The 17,115-nt window shown below is 41.0% G+C and carries 16 protein-coding genes; 4 read left to right on the top strand and 12 right to left on the bottom strand.

Features of this window, described 5'->3' with window-relative positions:
- Positions 1 to 344: 344 nt before the first annotated feature.
- The 7 genes from BLU30_RS13215 to BLU30_RS13245 form a co-directional block, all read right to left on the bottom strand.
- A complete protein-coding gene (locus BLU30_RS13215) occupies positions 345 to 644 on the bottom strand; it encodes a hypothetical protein (RefSeq protein WP_090247089.1) in 300 nt (99 codons plus the stop codon).
- A gap of 278 nt (positions 645 to 922) precedes the next feature.
- The gene (locus BLU30_RS13220; protein ID WP_090247091.1) at positions 923 to 1,165 is read right to left on the bottom strand and encodes a hypothetical protein; all 243 of its coding nucleotides are present in this window, start codon (positions 1,163 to 1,165) and stop codon (positions 923 to 925) included.
- 282 nt (positions 1,166 to 1,447) lie between these two features.
- A complete protein-coding gene (locus BLU30_RS13225) occupies positions 1,448 to 2,269 on the bottom strand; it encodes a Cof-type HAD-IIB family hydrolase (protein WP_090247092.1) in 822 nt (273 codons plus the stop codon).
- A gap of 16 nt (positions 2,270 to 2,285) precedes the next feature.
- Positions 2,286 to 3,347 carry a PTS fructose transporter subunit IIC gene (locus BLU30_RS13230; RefSeq protein ID WP_090247093.1) on the bottom strand — a complete coding sequence of 354 codons (1,062 nt, stop codon included), beginning with the start codon at positions 3,345 to 3,347 and terminating at the stop codon, positions 2,286 to 2,288.
- A 16-nt stretch (positions 3,348 to 3,363) separates the two neighbouring features.
- Entirely contained in the window at positions 3,364 to 4,047 is a 684-nt protein-coding gene (gene deoC / locus BLU30_RS13235) for a deoxyribose-phosphate aldolase (protein WP_090247094.1), read from the bottom strand.
- Positions 4,048 to 4,060: 13 nt separating this feature from the next.
- Positions 4,061 to 5,563: a glycerol kinase GlpK gene (gene glpK / locus BLU30_RS13240; protein ID WP_090247095.1), complete on the bottom strand. Its 1,503-nt coding sequence runs from the start codon at positions 5,561 to 5,563 to the stop codon at positions 4,061 to 4,063.
- Between the two features lie 26 nt (positions 5,564 to 5,589).
- On the bottom strand, positions 5,590 to 6,408 hold the full coding sequence (locus BLU30_RS13245) for an SDR family oxidoreductase (RefSeq protein WP_090247097.1): 819 nt from the start codon (positions 6,406 to 6,408) through the stop codon (positions 5,590 to 5,592).
- 197 nt (positions 6,409 to 6,605) lie between these two features.
- Here BLU30_RS13245 and BLU30_RS13250 point away from each other — a divergent pair, with 197 nt between their 5' ends.
- The 4 genes from BLU30_RS13250 to BLU30_RS13265 all read left to right on the top strand — a co-directional run bounded on the left by BLU30_RS13250 (position 6,606) and on the right by BLU30_RS13265 (position 10,331).
- The gene (locus BLU30_RS13250) at positions 6,606 to 7,502 is read left to right on the top strand and encodes a MurR/RpiR family transcriptional regulator (RefSeq protein ID WP_176770950.1); all 897 of its coding nucleotides are present in this window, start codon (positions 6,606 to 6,608) and stop codon (positions 7,500 to 7,502) included.
- Positions 7,503 to 7,585: 83 nt separating this feature from the next.
- Complete coding sequence (locus BLU30_RS13255) at positions 7,586 to 8,629, top strand: zinc-dependent dehydrogenase (protein WP_176770951.1); 1,044 nt, start codon at positions 7,586 to 7,588, stop codon at positions 8,627 to 8,629.
- Positions 8,630 to 8,643: 14 nt separating this feature from the next.
- A complete protein-coding gene (locus BLU30_RS13260) occupies positions 8,644 to 9,702 on the top strand; it encodes a galactitol-1-phosphate 5-dehydrogenase (protein WP_090247103.1) in 1,059 nt (352 codons plus the stop codon).
- An 8-nt stretch (positions 9,703 to 9,710) separates the two neighbouring features.
- On the top strand, positions 9,711 to 10,331 hold the full coding sequence (locus BLU30_RS13265; protein ID WP_090247104.1) for a flavodoxin family protein: 621 nt from the start codon (positions 9,711 to 9,713) through the stop codon (positions 10,329 to 10,331).
- Positions 10,332 to 10,428: 97 nt separating this feature from the next.
- Here the strand turns inward: BLU30_RS13265 and BLU30_RS13270 are convergent, their stop codons facing one another.
- The 5 genes from BLU30_RS13270 to BLU30_RS13290 are packed head-to-tail and all read right to left on the bottom strand — an operon-like array spanning position 10,429 to position 17,050.
- The gene (locus tag BLU30_RS13270) at positions 10,429 to 12,363 is read right to left on the bottom strand and encodes a BglG family transcription antiterminator (protein WP_090247106.1); all 1,935 of its coding nucleotides are present in this window, start codon (positions 12,361 to 12,363) and stop codon (positions 10,429 to 10,431) included.
- 6 nt (positions 12,364 to 12,369) lie between these two features.
- Positions 12,370 to 12,843 carry a heme-degrading domain-containing protein gene (locus BLU30_RS13275; RefSeq protein WP_090247107.1) on the bottom strand — a complete coding sequence of 158 codons (474 nt, stop codon included), beginning with the start codon at positions 12,841 to 12,843 and terminating at the stop codon, positions 12,370 to 12,372.
- Complete coding sequence (locus BLU30_RS13280) at positions 12,834 to 13,835, bottom strand: Gfo/Idh/MocA family protein (protein WP_090247109.1); 1,002 nt, start codon at positions 13,833 to 13,835, stop codon at positions 12,834 to 12,836. The genes BLU30_RS13275 and BLU30_RS13280 overlap by 10 nt, the downstream gene beginning before the upstream one ends.
- A gap of 1 nt (position 13,836) precedes the next feature.
- Positions 13,837 to 14,745 (bottom strand): glycyl-radical enzyme activating protein, encoded by a 909-nt coding sequence (locus tag BLU30_RS13285; protein WP_340148150.1) that lies wholly within the window; start codon positions 14,743 to 14,745, stop codon positions 13,837 to 13,839.
- A complete protein-coding gene (locus BLU30_RS13290) occupies positions 14,708 to 17,050 on the bottom strand; it encodes a glycyl radical protein (RefSeq protein WP_242873589.1) in 2,343 nt (780 codons plus the stop codon). Before BLU30_RS13290 ends, BLU30_RS13285 begins: the two co-directional genes overlap by 38 nt.
- Between the last annotated feature and the right edge of the window lie 65 nt (positions 17,051 to 17,115).

Consider the following 17,115-nt stretch of genomic DNA (forward strand, 5'->3'; position numbering starts at 1 on the left):
TTCATACGCTTTTTCTTCTGCTTTTGACAATTTCGATGCGGCATGATTCCACAACAAAATCAATCCTAAGACAAGAAAATAGCCAAGGACATACTTTATCATAAGCGTCCTCCCATCTAAGGGGACTTATCCACTAACCGCAACCAGTAGGCCAGGCCTACGCCTGTTTGGTTAATATTTCATGTTTTACTTTCTACAGAAAGCGATATCATCATATTTTGATTCACGGTAAACATATCATTTACGTCCCTACCCAATATATTTCCTGTACGCATTTTTAAATTGCTCTGTTTAACCATTTTATTCTCAAGGTCGTATCAATTCGCTAATGTCCCAGCAACTGTTCAATACCAAAGCTCTAAGTTCACCGCAATAATCTGCATAATTTCTAAATTCTCATCCTTAAGCCATGCCAAAAAGCTATTTAGAATCCGGTGGATATTATCAATAGTCACTTTACTAGATCTTTTTTCCTGCCATATCGATTGAAACATTGGCGAAAATCCTCTGTTTCGTTTTGCTGTATTGGAAATTGCTTCATCTTCCATTGTTTCCAATTCAATAATTTCTGTATTATAAAAAGCATGTTCCAAAACCTGTTGTAATTTCCCCAGCTTTCCATTTTTTACTTCCCAGCTTCCCACAATAACGATGTCTGTTATCTTTAATCCTTGCTTTCCACCGTCTCAGATCGTATACTGTAATCATAAAAAAGGCGCACTATCAACTACGGCTATGGTGCCCCGGAAATCATTTTTTTACAGGAGTCGCTATTACTTTCTCGGGGTGTTAGCGACTTTTCTTATTTCTAATATATGCTTCATACGATTTTTCCATTGGGGGGCAAGGTGGTGGATCAGAATCCATGCATAGTTAACGTTTTCTGCCGATGGTGTCCCAAATTTTCACCGCACATCTTCCATTAGTTTATCCCGCCTGTTTTTTGTGTGTCATATATACCCGCCTCCAATTTAAAAAGATTAAATATAGGATCGCCATAAAAAAATCTGCCTTTAGAGCTGGATGCAAATTGTTTAGTTTGCTGTAGACAATCCACCCTTCGATACACGGCATTTTCTATAATGGAATCCACGCGCTCAATATAATAATCATCTGCATCCCTTGGATTTTTAGTCAGATTTGACTGCCATATTTTCTTTCCCATTTTATTCCCCTTTTAGTACTTCTATAAATTAAGAAAATTATAAAACAATTTCCTTTATTCGTAAATCGTTTCATGTATGACAGCGAATTAGAGTCATCTCTCACATTTCAATCAAAAAGTACAGAGTCCTATGCTCTGCACCTAGTGTGAGAATCTCCCTGTTTTCCTATTTTATCCAATCGTCTTTCTCCCTTGAACAAATTATTTTTACCGTCTTTTGCATCACTAAAGAGAAGACGAAGATAATCTAACCTTCGTCTTCTCTAGAGGGGGATCAATATGTTATTTTATGTTCAGAATGTTATTCAATGCTTTTGCAACACCATCTTCATCATTCGTTGCGGTTATATGTGTTGCACATTTTTTTACTGCATCTGGTGCATTATTCATGGCAATACCAATGCCTGCACGTTTTAAAAGCGCCATATCATTTTGACTGTCGCCAATGGCCATTACCTCATCTAAAGAAATGCCCATATCGTTACAAACGGCTACTACGCCCATAATTTTATCACAGGTTTTAGGTATTATTTCTACAAAAGCACCTAATGATGATAAAACCAAAACATTTTGATCTGCCAAAGCTTCTTCAATTTGAGGTTTGATATCATTATCTGTCGTGGCAACAAAGAACTTGTGCACGCGATTGGTAAACATTTGAATATTGTTTAAGTATAGAATTTGACTTCCAAAAGACTCAATATAGGAACGGTGTAACCCGCTGCCAACCAGCCGTTTTTTCATCTGTAACGGTGTCATCAGACCATATGGCGTATACATTTCATAAAAAACCGAAAGTCCATCCAATACTTTTACAATGGATCGAGCCTCTTTTTGCAACATAAATTCTTGATGAAGTATTTTTCCTCTGTCTAAATTGAGGGTCATTGCTCCATTCATGCTCACAATGTAGGGATATGCCTGAATTTCGTCAACGTATGTCATACACTCCGAAAGTGGACGACCAGTGGCAATAACACTAGCAATACCTTGCTCCCTAAGCTTTAACAACATCTTTTTGTTTATATCCGAAATCTTATCTTCCGAAGTTAAAAGCGTTCCATCCAAATCTGTAACAACGAGTTTAATTTTATTATTACCCATTAAATTCTTCTTTGGTCTATCCTTGAACCTCACTTTTTTCCACAGTCTTTTTCATTACAAGCGTTATAGCAGCTGCCGTGAGCGTTCCTACAACAATTGCGACAACAAATCCTAATGGATTTTCTACAGCTCCAGGAATTGGTAAAATAAAAATTCCACCATGAACCACTGTTGTTCCTGTTTTAAACAGAGCAATAATAATACCCGCAACTGCTGATCCAATAGCACAAGCTGGAATAACACGTTTAGGATCATTAATGGCAAAAGGAATATATCCTTCACAAATCAACGAAGCCCCTAATATCCAAGCCGCTTTTCCGGCCTCTATTTCCTGCTCTGTAAATTTCTTCTTTTGAATTGTTGATGCCAATGCCATTGCTAACGGAGGAATCATTCCAGCCGCAATGACAGCCCCCATTACAACCTGGGGAACGCCTGGTTGAGCCACCACCGCGGCAACACCAAAGAAATAGGCCACACGTAAAATGGGTCCACATAGATCAACAGCCATCATTGCGCCCAAAACAGCACATAAAAGGACTAGGCTTCCTCCCTGCATACTATTTAATAATGCCGTGAGGCTGTCCATTAAAAATGCAACAGGCATTCCAACAACATAAGTACAGATTAAGCCTACAATCAAAGTCGAACCCACAGGAATCAGTAAAATTTCATACACACCATTCAATGCTTCAGGCAATTTAATATACTTAATCATCAACTTGACACAGTATCCAGCTAAAAATCCTCCAATGACAGCTCCTAAAAAAGTAGAACCATTGCTTGCCGCAATGCTCCCACCAACCATACCTGCAAGAAGGGCACGATTATCTGCAATGGAAGTAGCAATAAAGCCGCCAACAATTAAGAACATCAAAGACATTGTATGTCCACTACCAATACCATAGATCACCTGGCCCAAGGTTCCCAACCCTTCTTTTGGCGCAGACATAGCATCTGCACCAGAAATGGCGAAACCAATGGCCATAAGAATACCACCAGCAACAACAAAGGGAATCATTGCATTTAAACCTTCCAGCATATGATCGAAAAATTTTCTATTACCCGTATTTTCCACGATTATCTCCCCAAAATTAATTATTTTTCTTTTTATACTCTTCAACAATCTTAACACTGCTAGAGCTACCGATTCGCTCCGCACCGGCTTCAATCATTGCCAGGCATGTTTCTAAATTGCGGATCCCACCAGCTGCTTTAACCTTTACAGTATCACCAACAATTGATTTCATTAACCGAACATCCTCTACTGTCGCACCACCGGTTGAAAAACCCGTTGATGTTTTAATAAAATCCGGTTTAACTTTCTTTGCAATTTCTGCCATTTTGATAATTTCTTCTTTCGTTAACAAACAGTTTTCAAAGATAACTTTTGAAAGCACCTTGTGTTCCCGACAGATTGAAACAATGGATTCCATTTCTTTTTCCAGATATTTCCAGTTTCCTTTTTTTAATTCTACGAGATTAATGACATAATCAATCTCATCAGCCCCTTCTTTTATGGCCTTCTCTGTTTCAAAGCATTTTGTTTCCAATACGGTTTGACCCAATGGAAAACTAATTGCCGCACCAACATGAACCGGACTATCCTTCAACAATTCTCTACACAAGGCGACCGGTGCAGAATTGATAGCCACCATTTTAAAACCATAGTCTTTACTTTCCTGGCAAAGCTTTTCAAAATCACTAACCCTTGCGTCTGCAGCTAAGCAAGTGTGATCAAAATAATTTGCTAATTCCTGTACAGTCAATTTTTTCATGTTCTTTTTACTCCTATACTTTTGCTCTATTAGTCAATACACAGCCGACAGCATCCTGCCATCCCCGATATAACTGATTGCTTGCTTCTCTGGTGATTTCTGGCTCGAATTTTTGATCCAACTCAAAGGCTCCCAGCAATTCATCCTTACTTTTCCAGAATCCAGTCGCGAGTCCAGCTAAAAATGCAGCACCTCGGGCCGTAGATTCAACAAACTTTGGACGTACGACAGGGACACCTAATAAATCGGACTGGAACTGCATGACAAAATTATTTTTACACGCACCGCCATCCACTTTTAATTCCGTATTTTTAATCCCTGAATCGGTTTCCATACATTCAATAACATCTCGAATTTGATATCCCATTGATTCCAGCACTGCCCTTATGATATGTTTACGATTTGCTCCCCGAGTTAGCCCTAAAATAGCGCCTCGGGCATGCTGATCCCAATACGGGGCAGATAATCCCACAAATGCGGGTACGACATAAACACCATTCGTATCCTTAACTTTTTTTGCAAAAAATTCCGTTTCATCCGCTTCAGAAATAAATCTTAGTTCATCACGTAACCATTGGACAGAAGCACCGACAACATATAATAGTCCTTCGATAGCGTACTCGACCTTTCCATCCAGTCCCCAGGCGATGGTAGTCAATAAACCATTCTTCGATTTGATCGGCTCAAATCCCGTATTCATCATAAGAGATCCACCCGTACCATAGGTTGCCTTCACCATTCCTTCATTAAAGCAGGCCTGTCCAAATAGCGCTCCCTGCTGATCGCCAATCGCTGCGGCAACAGGAATGCTCGAGCCAAAGAAAATAGTAGGATCTGTCATACCATAGACCTCACTTGATGGTCTTGGTTCTGGAAGAATAGATTCTGGAATATCCAACTCTTTAAGCATTCGTTCATCCCATTTAACATCATTAATATTAAAGAGCAGTGTTCGAGATGCATTGGAATAGTCGATGACATGAGTTTTTCCACCCGTAAGATTCCAAATGAGCCATGTATCAATGGTCCCAAATAGTAATTCTCCATTTTCAGCTTTTTCTCTGGCACCCTCCACATGATCCAACATCCACTTAACCTTAGTTCCAGAAAAATAGGAATCAATGAGTAATCCTGTTGTTTGGGTAACATATTCCGATAAACCACGTTCTTTAAGCTCATCACAAAAATCGGCTGTTCTACAATCCTGCCAAACCAAGGCATTCATAATGGGTTTCCCCGTTGATTTCTCCCAAATCACAGCAGTTTCTCTCTGATTCGTAATACCGATTCCCGCCACTTCCTCGGGCTTAATCCCAGCTTCAAAAATGGCCTTTTGGGCGGTACTGTACTGTGCATTCCAAATATCTACAGGATTATGCTCAACCCATCCTGGATTAGGATAAATCTGTTTAAACTCCTGATAGGCCATGGAGACCATCTCACCTTTTTTATCAAATACGATAGAACGACACCCCGTAGTCCCAGCATCAAAGGCTAAAATATACTTTTTTTCCATAATATTATCTCTCCTGTTTTTTATGTTTAGACTTCCATGCCATACCGTGGAATCTTATGTGTTGGATAAAAAGAAATCGTCGGAATTGTGACATCTGGTGTGCGAGTCGCCACAAACAAAGCAATTTCTGCCACATTAGAGACATCGATGCAGCTCGCGTGTATCCCTTCTTTCAGTTCCTTTTCATCCAGCCAGCCTTCAACATAAGCCGTTAAACCACCATCATATTCACCGCTGTCAATAACTTCAGTCATAGGCGTCTTAACATGGGATGGATTAATCACTGTAACTCCAATGTTTTTATTCATCCCCTCCAAAAGAATATTCTTACTCAAGCCCAGCATGCCATGTTTAGACGCACGGTATGGACTATGGCCCGGGCAAGAGGCTACTTTCGTTGATGAAGAACCGATATTCATAATCCGACCGCCAGTTTCCTGTTTTTCCATTACTCTAAAAGCTTCGCGGCAGCACAGAAATACACCCGTCAGATTTGGACCAATGGTTTTGTTCCATTCTTCCATGGTAACCTGTGAAATTGGGGGTGCCAGTGAATCTCGTCCGGCGCTATTGACGACCAAATCAATCCGTCCCCATTTATCCATTGCTGTTTTAAAGAAAGCGATGACCGATTGTTCATCAGAAACATCGGCAGTAATCCCTTCACATTCCACTCCCATTGCCTTAATCTCATCAACAACAGTAGTAAGACGTTCACCATTAACATCAATCAACAGCATATTGCAGCCCTCGGATGCATAAATCTTTGCGATAGCCTCACCAATCCCAGAGGCTCCACCCGTGATTAACGCAATCTTGTTTTCTAGTTTTTTGTTTGTTCTCATTTTAACCCTTTCATTTTTAAAACGCGCTTTAATTATTTTATGACCATAGTATAAAATAAAATTTTATTTTTGTCAATATTATTGCAGAATAAATTTTTATTCTATGTTAGCCTTGTTTTTCTTCGTCTTTACATCCTTTGGAATTCAGCATATAATAATAGAATAAAATTTTATTTTACAATTATATGGAGAAAAGAATGACCACTAATCGAAATGCCATTGAAGATATTCAATCTAAATTAGCCTATTACAATCCCGCCCTTCGCAAGATTGCAGACTATATCCTAAATCATCTAGATGAAAGCCAGTCCATGACCATCAAAAAAATGGCCTCTGTCTGCAGCGTCGCGGAATCAACCGTTACCCGTTTCGTCAAAGAATCGGGGTATAAGAATTACCAAGCCCTTAAGCTTGCCCTTGCCCAGGCCGTTATGGAAATGAATGCCCCAGAAGAATCCAATCTCACAGAAGCGCCCCCTTCTTACGTCTACGAAGATATCCAAAAGAATGAGTCTATCAAAACGATTATTGACAAAATTCATTTTCGTAATATGCAGGTAATGACAACCACCAAGGATCATCTCAATTACACCGTGCTCCGCCAAGCAGTGGATCTTATTGAAGCTGCAGACCTCATCCTTTTTATTGGAACCGGGTCTTCCGCCGTTGCTTGTGAAGAAGGTGTCATGCGCTTTACCCGTGCTGGGAAGAGATGCTTATTCCCCAAGGATAATACCATGCAGCTCATGATGGGCTGCTGCGCGACGACCAATACCCTTGTTCTTGGAATTACCCATTCAGGGAAAACTCGATCCATCGTTCAAACACTCAAATACGCCAAGGCTCAAGGAGCCAAGACCATCTGTATCACCTCAGATTCAAATTCCCCTGTTATTTCAGAATCTGATGTCTCGATCTTTACGGCAGATCATAGCCATCCCCTTACAAACGCCATTAATTGGGAATCCACAGCTGCTAAAACAGCACAAATTATGGTTATTGATATTCTTTATGGTATTTATGCATCTTATAATTTTGAAAAAGTACTGGAGAATCTTGATAAAACATACCAATCTGTAAAAGAAACGCGATAACTTTTAAATTCATAAAAAGCCATTGACAAAATAAAATTTTATTTTATAATATTTATATAGAATAAAATTCGGAGGTTATGTTTATGAAAGCTGCTTATTTTTATGGCGTTGAAGATGTTCGAGTAGAAGACGTTCCTATCCCTGAAATTAAATCAGATGAAATTTTAATTCAAGTAAAAGCAAGTGCAATCTGTGGTACGGATTTACGAATTTACAAAGGGGGGCATTTCAAAATTCCAGCTGGTTCAAAGCGAGTTCTCGGACATGAAGTCGCTGGAATTATTGCAAAATGTGGTAAAAATGTTACAGACTACACGATTGGAATGCGTATCTCTCTTCCCCCTAACGTGGGATGTGGAACCTGTCCCATGTGCTTAAAAGGACTTAATAATATGTGTTCTAATTACGAAGCCTTTGGCATTAGCTATGATGGGGGCTTTCAGGAGTATATGCGTGTTCCTGCCGAAGCTATTCGTCAGGGAAATGTCATTCCGATTCCTGATTCCATGTCTTTTGAAGAAGCGGCCGTGGCCGAACCCTTATCTTGTACCTATCATTCCTACCGAGCCCTAAAAACAAAACCGGGTGATACTGTCCTGATTATTGGAGCTGGTCCAATTGGTGCCTGTCATGTCATGATTAATAAACTCGCTGGTGCCACTAAAATCATCGTTGCCGATATTTCAGATGCACGGCTTTCTGAAATCAAACGCTACGGAGCTGACTACACCATTAATTCCGATAAAAAGGATCTTAAGGATTTTATTTTTGAACAAACTGCTGGTGTTGGTGCTGACATTGTTATTACAGCTTGTTCCGTGCCTTCCATACAGACCTTAGCCCTTGAGGTTGCTGCTCCCCTCGGTCGGGTTAATTTTTTCGGTGGCATGCCCTCAGGCAAGGAAATGGTTACGCTCAATACGAATCTCATCCATTATAAAGAATTAACCGTTCTGGGCACCACCGGTTCTAGCTTGGATGATTTTAACGAATCCTTATCCATTGCTGCTTCTGGGAAAATCCATATCGGTGATCTGGTCACCGCCCGCTTCTCCATCGAATCTGCTAATGAAGCCTTCGCACACGCTGTATCTGGCAAGGGTATGAAAACTGTTTTCGCTTTTTAAGGGGAGAAGACCTAATGAAAATGAAAAATACGATGCAAGCAGCTGTATTGCATGCCCCTGCTGATTTACGTTTTGAGCGTGTTCCCATCCCACAGATTAATGAGAATGACGTTTTGGTTCGTGTAAAGGCCGCAGGCATTTGCGGTTCAGATTTAGGACGAATAATGCACACTGGTACCTATCACTTCCCTACAATTCCTGGACATGAATTCTGTGGCACGATTGACCAGCTTGGTTCCTCAGTTGAGGGGCTTTCTATTGGCGATCGGGTTCTTGTCGTTCCCATTCTGCCTTGCTTTAAGTGCACCCATTGCCAAAGTGGTCATTATGGACAATGTGAAAACTACAATTACCTTGGCTCACGAACCGATGGTGGATTTGCAGAATATGTTAAAGCCCCAGTTCAAAACATCATTCCATTACCAGAGGGTATCTCCTTTGAGGAGGGGGCTGCAGTGGAACCGGCCGCTGTAACCCTCCATGGTATGAGACGTATTAAAATTAATCCTGGCGATTCCGTTTGTATTTTAGGCTGTGGCCCCATCGGTCTCTTTGCCGTTCAATTTGCCAAAATTATGGGTGCAACACAGATCATAGCAGTCGATTTGGATCCTGAACGTTTATCCCTTTCAAAAAAACTAGGGGCAACGGATACGATTAATGCAGAAACCGCATCTGTTATCTCTTCTGTCAAACAGCTCTCTTCCGACGAAGGTGTCGATGTCACCATTGAAAACGCTGGATCAAACATTACACAGGTCCAGGCGATTTCATGTACTAAAAAACACGGACGAATCCTTTATTTGGGAACCGCCCATAAGGATGTTGTGATTCCTCCAGAAGTATTTGAACACATCGTTCGCAATGAAATTACCATTACCGGTGCCTGGAACTCTTACTCTGCACCCTTTCCTGGTAAGGAATGGGATGCCACCCTTGAATATCTTGAACAAAAGCGTTTGGATGTCCATTCACTGATTTCTCATCAGCTGCCACTCTCTGATGCACCTGAGATTTTTAAGACATTGGATGCGCATCAATTAAATGCCATTAAAATCGTTTTTCAAATCTAGGACGCTTTATGAAAGTTCAATTAATTAACGGCAGCCCCCATCAGAGGGGCTGCATTCATACCATTTTAAAGCAAGCTTCCCACGTCTTTGCCGCCCAGGGCATCGAAGCAGAAGAATTCTGGATTGGAAAGACGCCAATATCAGGCTGTCTCGATTGTAAAGCTTGTAAGAAAAGCCATCGCTGTATTTTCAAGGATATCGTTAATCAATTCTCTGAAAAAGCAGCGAAGGCTGATGCATTCATTTTTGCTTCTCCGGTTCACTATTCTGCTGCATCAGGAAGTTTAACCTGTTTTATGGATCGATTGTTCTACTCGAACCCAAGTGTCTTCTACTGCAAACCGGCTGCGGCGATTGTCAATTGCAGAAGAGGTGGTGCTTCCTCCGCCTTTGATCAAATCAATAAATATTTTGGTATTTCAAATATGCTCACCGTCGGATCTCAATATTGGAATCAGGTCCATGGGCTCACTCCTGATGACGTTTTAACGGATTTCGAAGGACTTCAAACCATTCATACCCTTTGTGTAAATATGGCTTGGCTCATGAAATGTATTGAATCAGGAACTGCTTCTGGTGTCTGTATTCCGAAATTTGAAATCCCTCTACGCACCAATTTTATACGCTAACCACACATTAATACCCTCTTTTAAATAAACTCCGGGTGCAAGTCTTGTCCCATGACCAGACCTGCACCCGGAGTCTTTTTTAATCTTTCTTCCAAATTTAATTTTCCATCAGCCGTAATACCTCGGTCTGATTCTTTGCCATGCGGATCCCATTGATGATGGCGGTATCCATTATTTTATTGTAGAAGCATTTAAAAAAGTAACGCGTCATTTGAATATCTGTAAAATTGAGGGCCAGATAAAAAACAATATCCACTTCATTCATACTCCAAATCATCTTGTTTTTCAAACGAACGATAACGACAATGGGTTGGATGACTGAGTTTTCAATGCCATGGGGCATCGCAATCCCCGAGTCAAACTCAGTGGTATTCAATTCTTCCCGGTGAAGGATTTCTTTATAATAATCTGAGCGGACATAGCCCCTTTGCTCCAGGATGTGGCTAACCTTACAAATCAATTTTTCCTTTGAATCCACATCTATATCCAAATAGATAAATTCAGCATCGAAATAATCAATAAATCGCTGCTTATGTCTTGGCTCTGCCTGTGAATAGAGCAGATGGTCGCAGCATTGATTAATTTTAATTAAATCCCCCTCACTCACGATTGGTGATATATTGACAAGAGGCGAATCACATTCAAAATCTTTTATTGTTGTTATGATAAATTGGTAGTTCACACCCACCAGGTTCTTGAGCTCCCGTGGCGATACAATGGCAATCACCGATAATCCATATACACTTTCTTGTATTTTTTTAGCAATCATTTCTGCACAAAAAAGGCCACCTGCCTGCACCAAAATACATTGGAGTTTTTTCACCTCTTTTTTTAAAGCTCCACTAGCGTATAAAGTCAATATTGATAATTCGTGTTCTGATGGAATGGTTCCTGTTAATTTAATGTATTGACTTTCTAAGGCCGCGCAGCTAATGAAGGTTGTTGGGTTATCATTCTTAATTTCTTGCAAATACGGATTAATGATTTCAAGGCCATAACGGCACCGCAGCATGGAACCGTAGATAAAATCTTCAATGACCTTTGACCTATCACCATATCTGTAAATGGATCCCGCGCTGGCCAGATAGCTCTGGACCAGCAGATTAATTGCCTCTTCGGTGATGGCATATGCTTTAATCTTGTATCCATTTTGAAATTCAGATGCCGATAGTAACAGCATAATATAATACTGCTCCAAGGGTTCTCGTAGCGTTTCCATTCCACAATTTTTCCAGAATAGGCCCATAAATAATTCAACCTTGGAATTAACCGCTGCCTTCACCGCTAGTGGCTTTTCTAAGAGAGGATTGCCATTTTTAAACCGAAGGAGCATGACACAGAGGTACTCCACCATCATTGTAAAGCAATAGTCAATAAACGCCAATTCCGTTTTTTCTTCAAATTGGTGGATCGTCTTAATCGCTAGAGTAACCCCAGAGCTCCCATAGATCATGGTACAACGGCAAAAGTCTTCTTGGCTTATGCGAAAGTCAGGTCTTAGAAGGGTTAGTGTTTCAATGGGCGTATCCAAAATCCGGTTAAATTTTACCAACGCACTTCGAATTTTCAATTCAGATCCCGCAACGGATAACCGGCCATCCTTGAAACGAATGAGCTGAATATCAAGGGAATCCAGGATATACTTAACGCTTTCTAAATCATTCCGAATCAAGGAAGTTGAAACATACAGCTCCTCTGCAAACAATCGGGCAGAGTAGGTGTTCCATCCCATGAGCAAGGTACGCAAGATATAAAAGACTCGTTGATCTCGATCTTTCAGTAAGCTTAGATTAACGCTTTCGCTGATTCTCTTAAGCTCCTGATTATCGAGCTCCAGCCAAATCCCCCTCCCTCGCACCGCATGATAATCATAATGATTCGCCTGACAATACTCTGCCACCTCCTTCAAGTAATTATTGACAGTGCGCGGTGATATTTTAAGAATGGTCGCCATGGATTTGACCGTCATTGGCTTTCGATTATTTTTTATCATCAGCCCCAGAATTTGTTCTCCTTTTTTAGAAAGCGTCATATTCCTTTACTCCTCAAACACCTCATGTATCGTTGATACTACCAAATCATGATCTTCATTTTCTGCCAAACCGGAAACTGTAATGGCACCAATGGTCATTCCGTTAATAATGATGGGAACCGCGCCACCACTCGCTGCATATTCTGATGGCTCCAAACCGTATCTTGCACATAAATCATATCCCCTCAACCGAGTATACAGCCCCATTTCATAGGAGCTTTTATTGAAGCGTCTGGCGGTATTGCCTTTTCGCCGTGCCCAATCATCATTAATGGGTCCAGCCCCCGGTAAGGATGCTGCAAAGAGTATGCGGTCGCAGGCCTCAATCCGAATGCTGATGGGATAGTGCTGTATCGCTGCCTTTTTCTGAAGCCGAACCCCAATATCCCAGGCAACTTTTTCATCAAAGGTATGAAAACAGACTGTTTTCTGTTCTTCCTTAAGCTCTTTAATACGCTCTTCCAACGATTTTACATCCATTTTTTATCTCCTGGAAAAATAATCCCTAATTGTTTTCGAACGCAATCCATCGTTTCTAATGTCTTTTGGGAATGGTTCAAATAGTCATGATTGATATTTTTCTCTTGAATAAAACAAATCCATTTCCCAATTTCATAGCTCATATTATTCTGAAGCTCTGGCAGCGTCACCGTTGAAATATATCCATTTCGAAAAACAGTTTTAAACCGGCAGGGATTGGTGATGTGATTAAAGCAAAGTGTTCCTTCCTCCCCCTGAATTTGATTCTCGATATACCCATCTGCAATTTTGGAATAGGTCAACTCGGCTTGGAATTCCTTATAATGAGCGAGAACCGTCCCTGCACCATCCACGCCATTTTCAAGCATGATAGCATCTGCCATAATCCGCTCCGGTGCACCAAATAAAGTGACTAAGGGATAAATACAGTAAACACCAATGTCCATGAGTGCACCATTGGAAAACTTCGGATTAAATGCATTTTCTATAATCCCTTTTTTATAATTGTCATATCGTGATGAATACTGACAATATTGGAAACTCACACGACGAATCTGTCCCAGTGCCTTCACTGCATCTTGAAGCTGTTCAAAACCGGGTGTAAAGACAGATCGCATGGCTTCCATCAATACGACACCATTTTGCCTTGCTTTTTCAACGAGTATATTAAACTCCTCGGCATTGGTTGTGATTGTCTTTTCACATAAAACATGCTTACCGGCTTCAATCATCATTGCTGCCTGCGAAAAATGTAATCCATTAGGGCTCGCAATATATACCGCATCAACTTCTGGACTTCCTGCCAATTCTTCCAGTTCACTACACCATTGCCTTGCACCATGGGCATTTGCAAAATCCTCTGCTTTTTGATCTTCCCTTGAATAGGTACATTGATAAATGAGTTCCTTATGCCCTTTTGCCGCCTTTAAAAACTGTGCCGTAATAAAATTAGTTCCAATTGTAGCGAATCGGATTTGTTGTTCTTTATGCATTTCAACCTCCACATTTCAAATTTTTTAATCCTGTATTTCGGATTATTTGGCAAAACGCTTCTATCTCTTTAGGCGTGAAGGGCTTTGCTTCTTTTAAATACTTATATTCTTTTCCAATCCATTGATACTTCCCTTCACCCAAAGGATTATAATTTAAGATTTCATAGCTTACATCTGGGTTAATGTCTACGAGGAATCGCCCAATCGCTGCTAAATTTTCTGGTGTAGCTGTGATTTCTGGGATCAATGGTGTTCGGATAACAACATTTTCATGCTGTTCCAGCAGCCTCCTGATATTGCGTTTAATTTGCGCGTTATCAACACCGGTATATACCTTATGCAGACGCCCGTCATAGATTTTTAAATCCGTATGAACCGTATCAATAAGGGGGATCAGCGTATCCCATTGCTTTTCTTGGCAAAAACCACTGGTTTCTAAGGCGATGTGTAAATTCTCTTTTTTTAATCGCTCAACCATTTTTAATAAGAAAGAATACTGCATAAAGGGTTCGCCTCCAGAAAAGGTCACACCTCCGGATTCCCGATAAAAGGGAATATCCTTTTGGATTTCCTCAAAAAGCGCGTCCACTGTCATCATCCTCCCATTAAAGGCCAACGCTCCCGTTGGGCAGGCTTGTACAACACACTCCCAATGCTCTCTTGGGATATCCTTCATTTTTTGATCTCCAGTGATGCCACACAAACCGCAATGCATACACTTTGATTTAAAATAGCAAAGGGTAATTTCACCTTCCATTCCTTCGGGATTGTGACACCAGCTACAAGATAAGGGACACCCCTTTAAAAAAACAGTTGTCCGAATCCCTTCACCATCATGGAGTGCAAATCGCTTTATATCAAAGACACATCCCTCAACAACCTTCATAATTGGTCCGCTCAATGATTTCATTTTGTAATTTTGTGGCCAGCTCTGTGAAATAGGCCGTATACCCCGCAACCCGAACCGTTAGGCTCCGATACTTTTCTGGATATTTTTGGGCCTCAATGAGATCCTCCTGGCGGATGACATTAAATTGAATATGGGGAATTTCTAAATCGACAAAGGTTCTCAAGAATAAAGCAAATTTACTGATATTCTCTTCTGTTTCAAAAAAAGTTGGTAAAAATTTCATATTGAGCAATCCCCCATTACTGGTCAGTTCCTTATCAATCTTAGATACTGACTTTAACACAGCCGTTGGCCCCTCCAAATCCCGACCATATACAGGGGAAAGGCCACCATCAGCCAATGGCGATTGTGCCACTCGTCCATCTGGAGAGGCCCCGAGGTTTTCCCCCATGGGGACATGGGCAGATACCGTGTACATACCAGTGTGGTATTTTCCACCACGATGGTTTCGATACGTACTCAGCTTTTCTCTGAAATACCGAGCCCACTCTACACCCAAGGTATCGACCCATGGTATATCATTCCCATATTTAGGTGCCCTGTTCAACAGCATCGCTTTCATAATGGAATCCTCCTTAAAATCATGCCATAGAGCCTCCAGAAGTTGCTGTTTCCCGATTTTGGGATGATCGAAAACTAGCTCCTTTAACGCTGCTAAGCTATCTGCCAAATTGGCCACCTGAATCATTTGAATACCAGAAAGATTATAATGCGCACCACCAGCGGTCACATCCAATCCTTTTTCTAAGCAGTCATTGATCACGGCGGATAAAAAAGGAGAGGGCAACATATCCATATGTGCTTTTTCCACTACAGCACAGGCTTCCACCATCTTTTCAATATAAAGATCCAAGGTTTCGCGCAATGCTTGTTCTAAATCTTCAAAGCTTTTATAATCTACCAACGTTCCCTTACTCGGCATCAGCTGCCTGCCACTTAACAGGCACTTTCCACCAGTGAGTACCAGCTCTAAGGCCTTGTTTAAGTTAAACATCGCTGCATCACTCCATCCCAAATTATTTCCATGAGTGGTGAGCTCTACACAGCCTACTATGGCGTAGTTACGAGCATCAGCTTTCGAAATCCCCAATCCCTCCAATGAAGGTATAATCGCTTTATCATTAAAAAATTGCGGCATCCCGCCACCCTTTGCAACAACGCGAATGGCTGCCTTCAAAAAATCATCCGTAGTTTTAGGATTCAGTCGCACAGAGAGATTGGGCTGGGGCAACCTCAAATGATCCTGGGCTTGCAAGCATAAAAACGAGAGATCATTAACCCAATCTTCTCCTGCTTGATCAACACCGCCCACGGCGATATTAAACCCGATGGGAAACCCTGCAAAATATTTTGCACTGTTGGCATTTCGCATATAAACAATCTGGTTAAATTTAATCCACAGGCACTCCAGTATTTCAAGGGCCCTTTTTTGGTCAAGCATTCCAGCCTTGCAATCCTCCCGGTAATAGGGTAAAAGGATTTGATCAATACGCCCCGGTGAAAAAGAGGATGCATTGGACTCCATTTGTAGAATAACGAATAGAAACCAGAGGGATTGAACCGCTTCATGAAAGGTTTGTGCTGGGCGTTCCGATAATGCCAAACAATTTTTTGCCACCTGTATTTCATCCTCAGATAACGGACTCTGATTCTGCCGGTCCATAATCAGCTCATGGTATCGGCGCATAAAGGCTTGTGCTCCCTCCATACAGAGAATAACACTTTGATAGAACGCCACCTGCTGTGGTTTCGCTCCTTCCAATTTTTTTCCAGCCTCTGCCTTAATTCCATTTGGCCCTTTTTCTAACCATTGGATGCAATCCGGGCAAATATGTCCCTGCGCATGATCTTTTTGATTGATTTTAACAATCTTAGCAATAGCATCAATGCTTTTCCCATGCTCCCGCCGTAAAACATCTTCCATAGATTTTCCCTGCCAATAGGGTAAAATTTCTGTTTGAAATAGAACCTTGTCCTTTTTTCGAACCTCAAACCGATCCTGCGGCCGTCTTTCCAGGGTATCCAGCTCTTTTTCTACCCAGGAACACCCACTTTCAGGAAAAACAACACCAGCCCGAACACCCGCTGTTCGATTTCCCACAATAAGTTCTTCGGGTTCTACCTTAATTTCGATTTTCTCCAAAGCCGCTTTTAAGGATAGGGCCCGTTGCATTATCCGTGGAAGGCCCTCATTTTCTTTATAGGTATCGGTAATAATCTTTGCTTGTTCAAAAGAGGCAAAGCGAGGTTCCTTCAACATTTTGTCTTTTAATCGTATAATTCGTTCTGAGATTGCAAATTCCATTATCATTCTCCATTTCATTTACAATTTATTATTTATTATTTATTATGCTTATTTTAGCAATATTC

The organism is Eubacterium barkeri, assembly GCF_900107125.1.
In the GTDB taxonomy this organism is placed as follows: domain Bacteria; phylum Bacillota; class Clostridia; order Eubacteriales; family Eubacteriaceae; genus Eubacterium_O; species Eubacterium_O barkeri.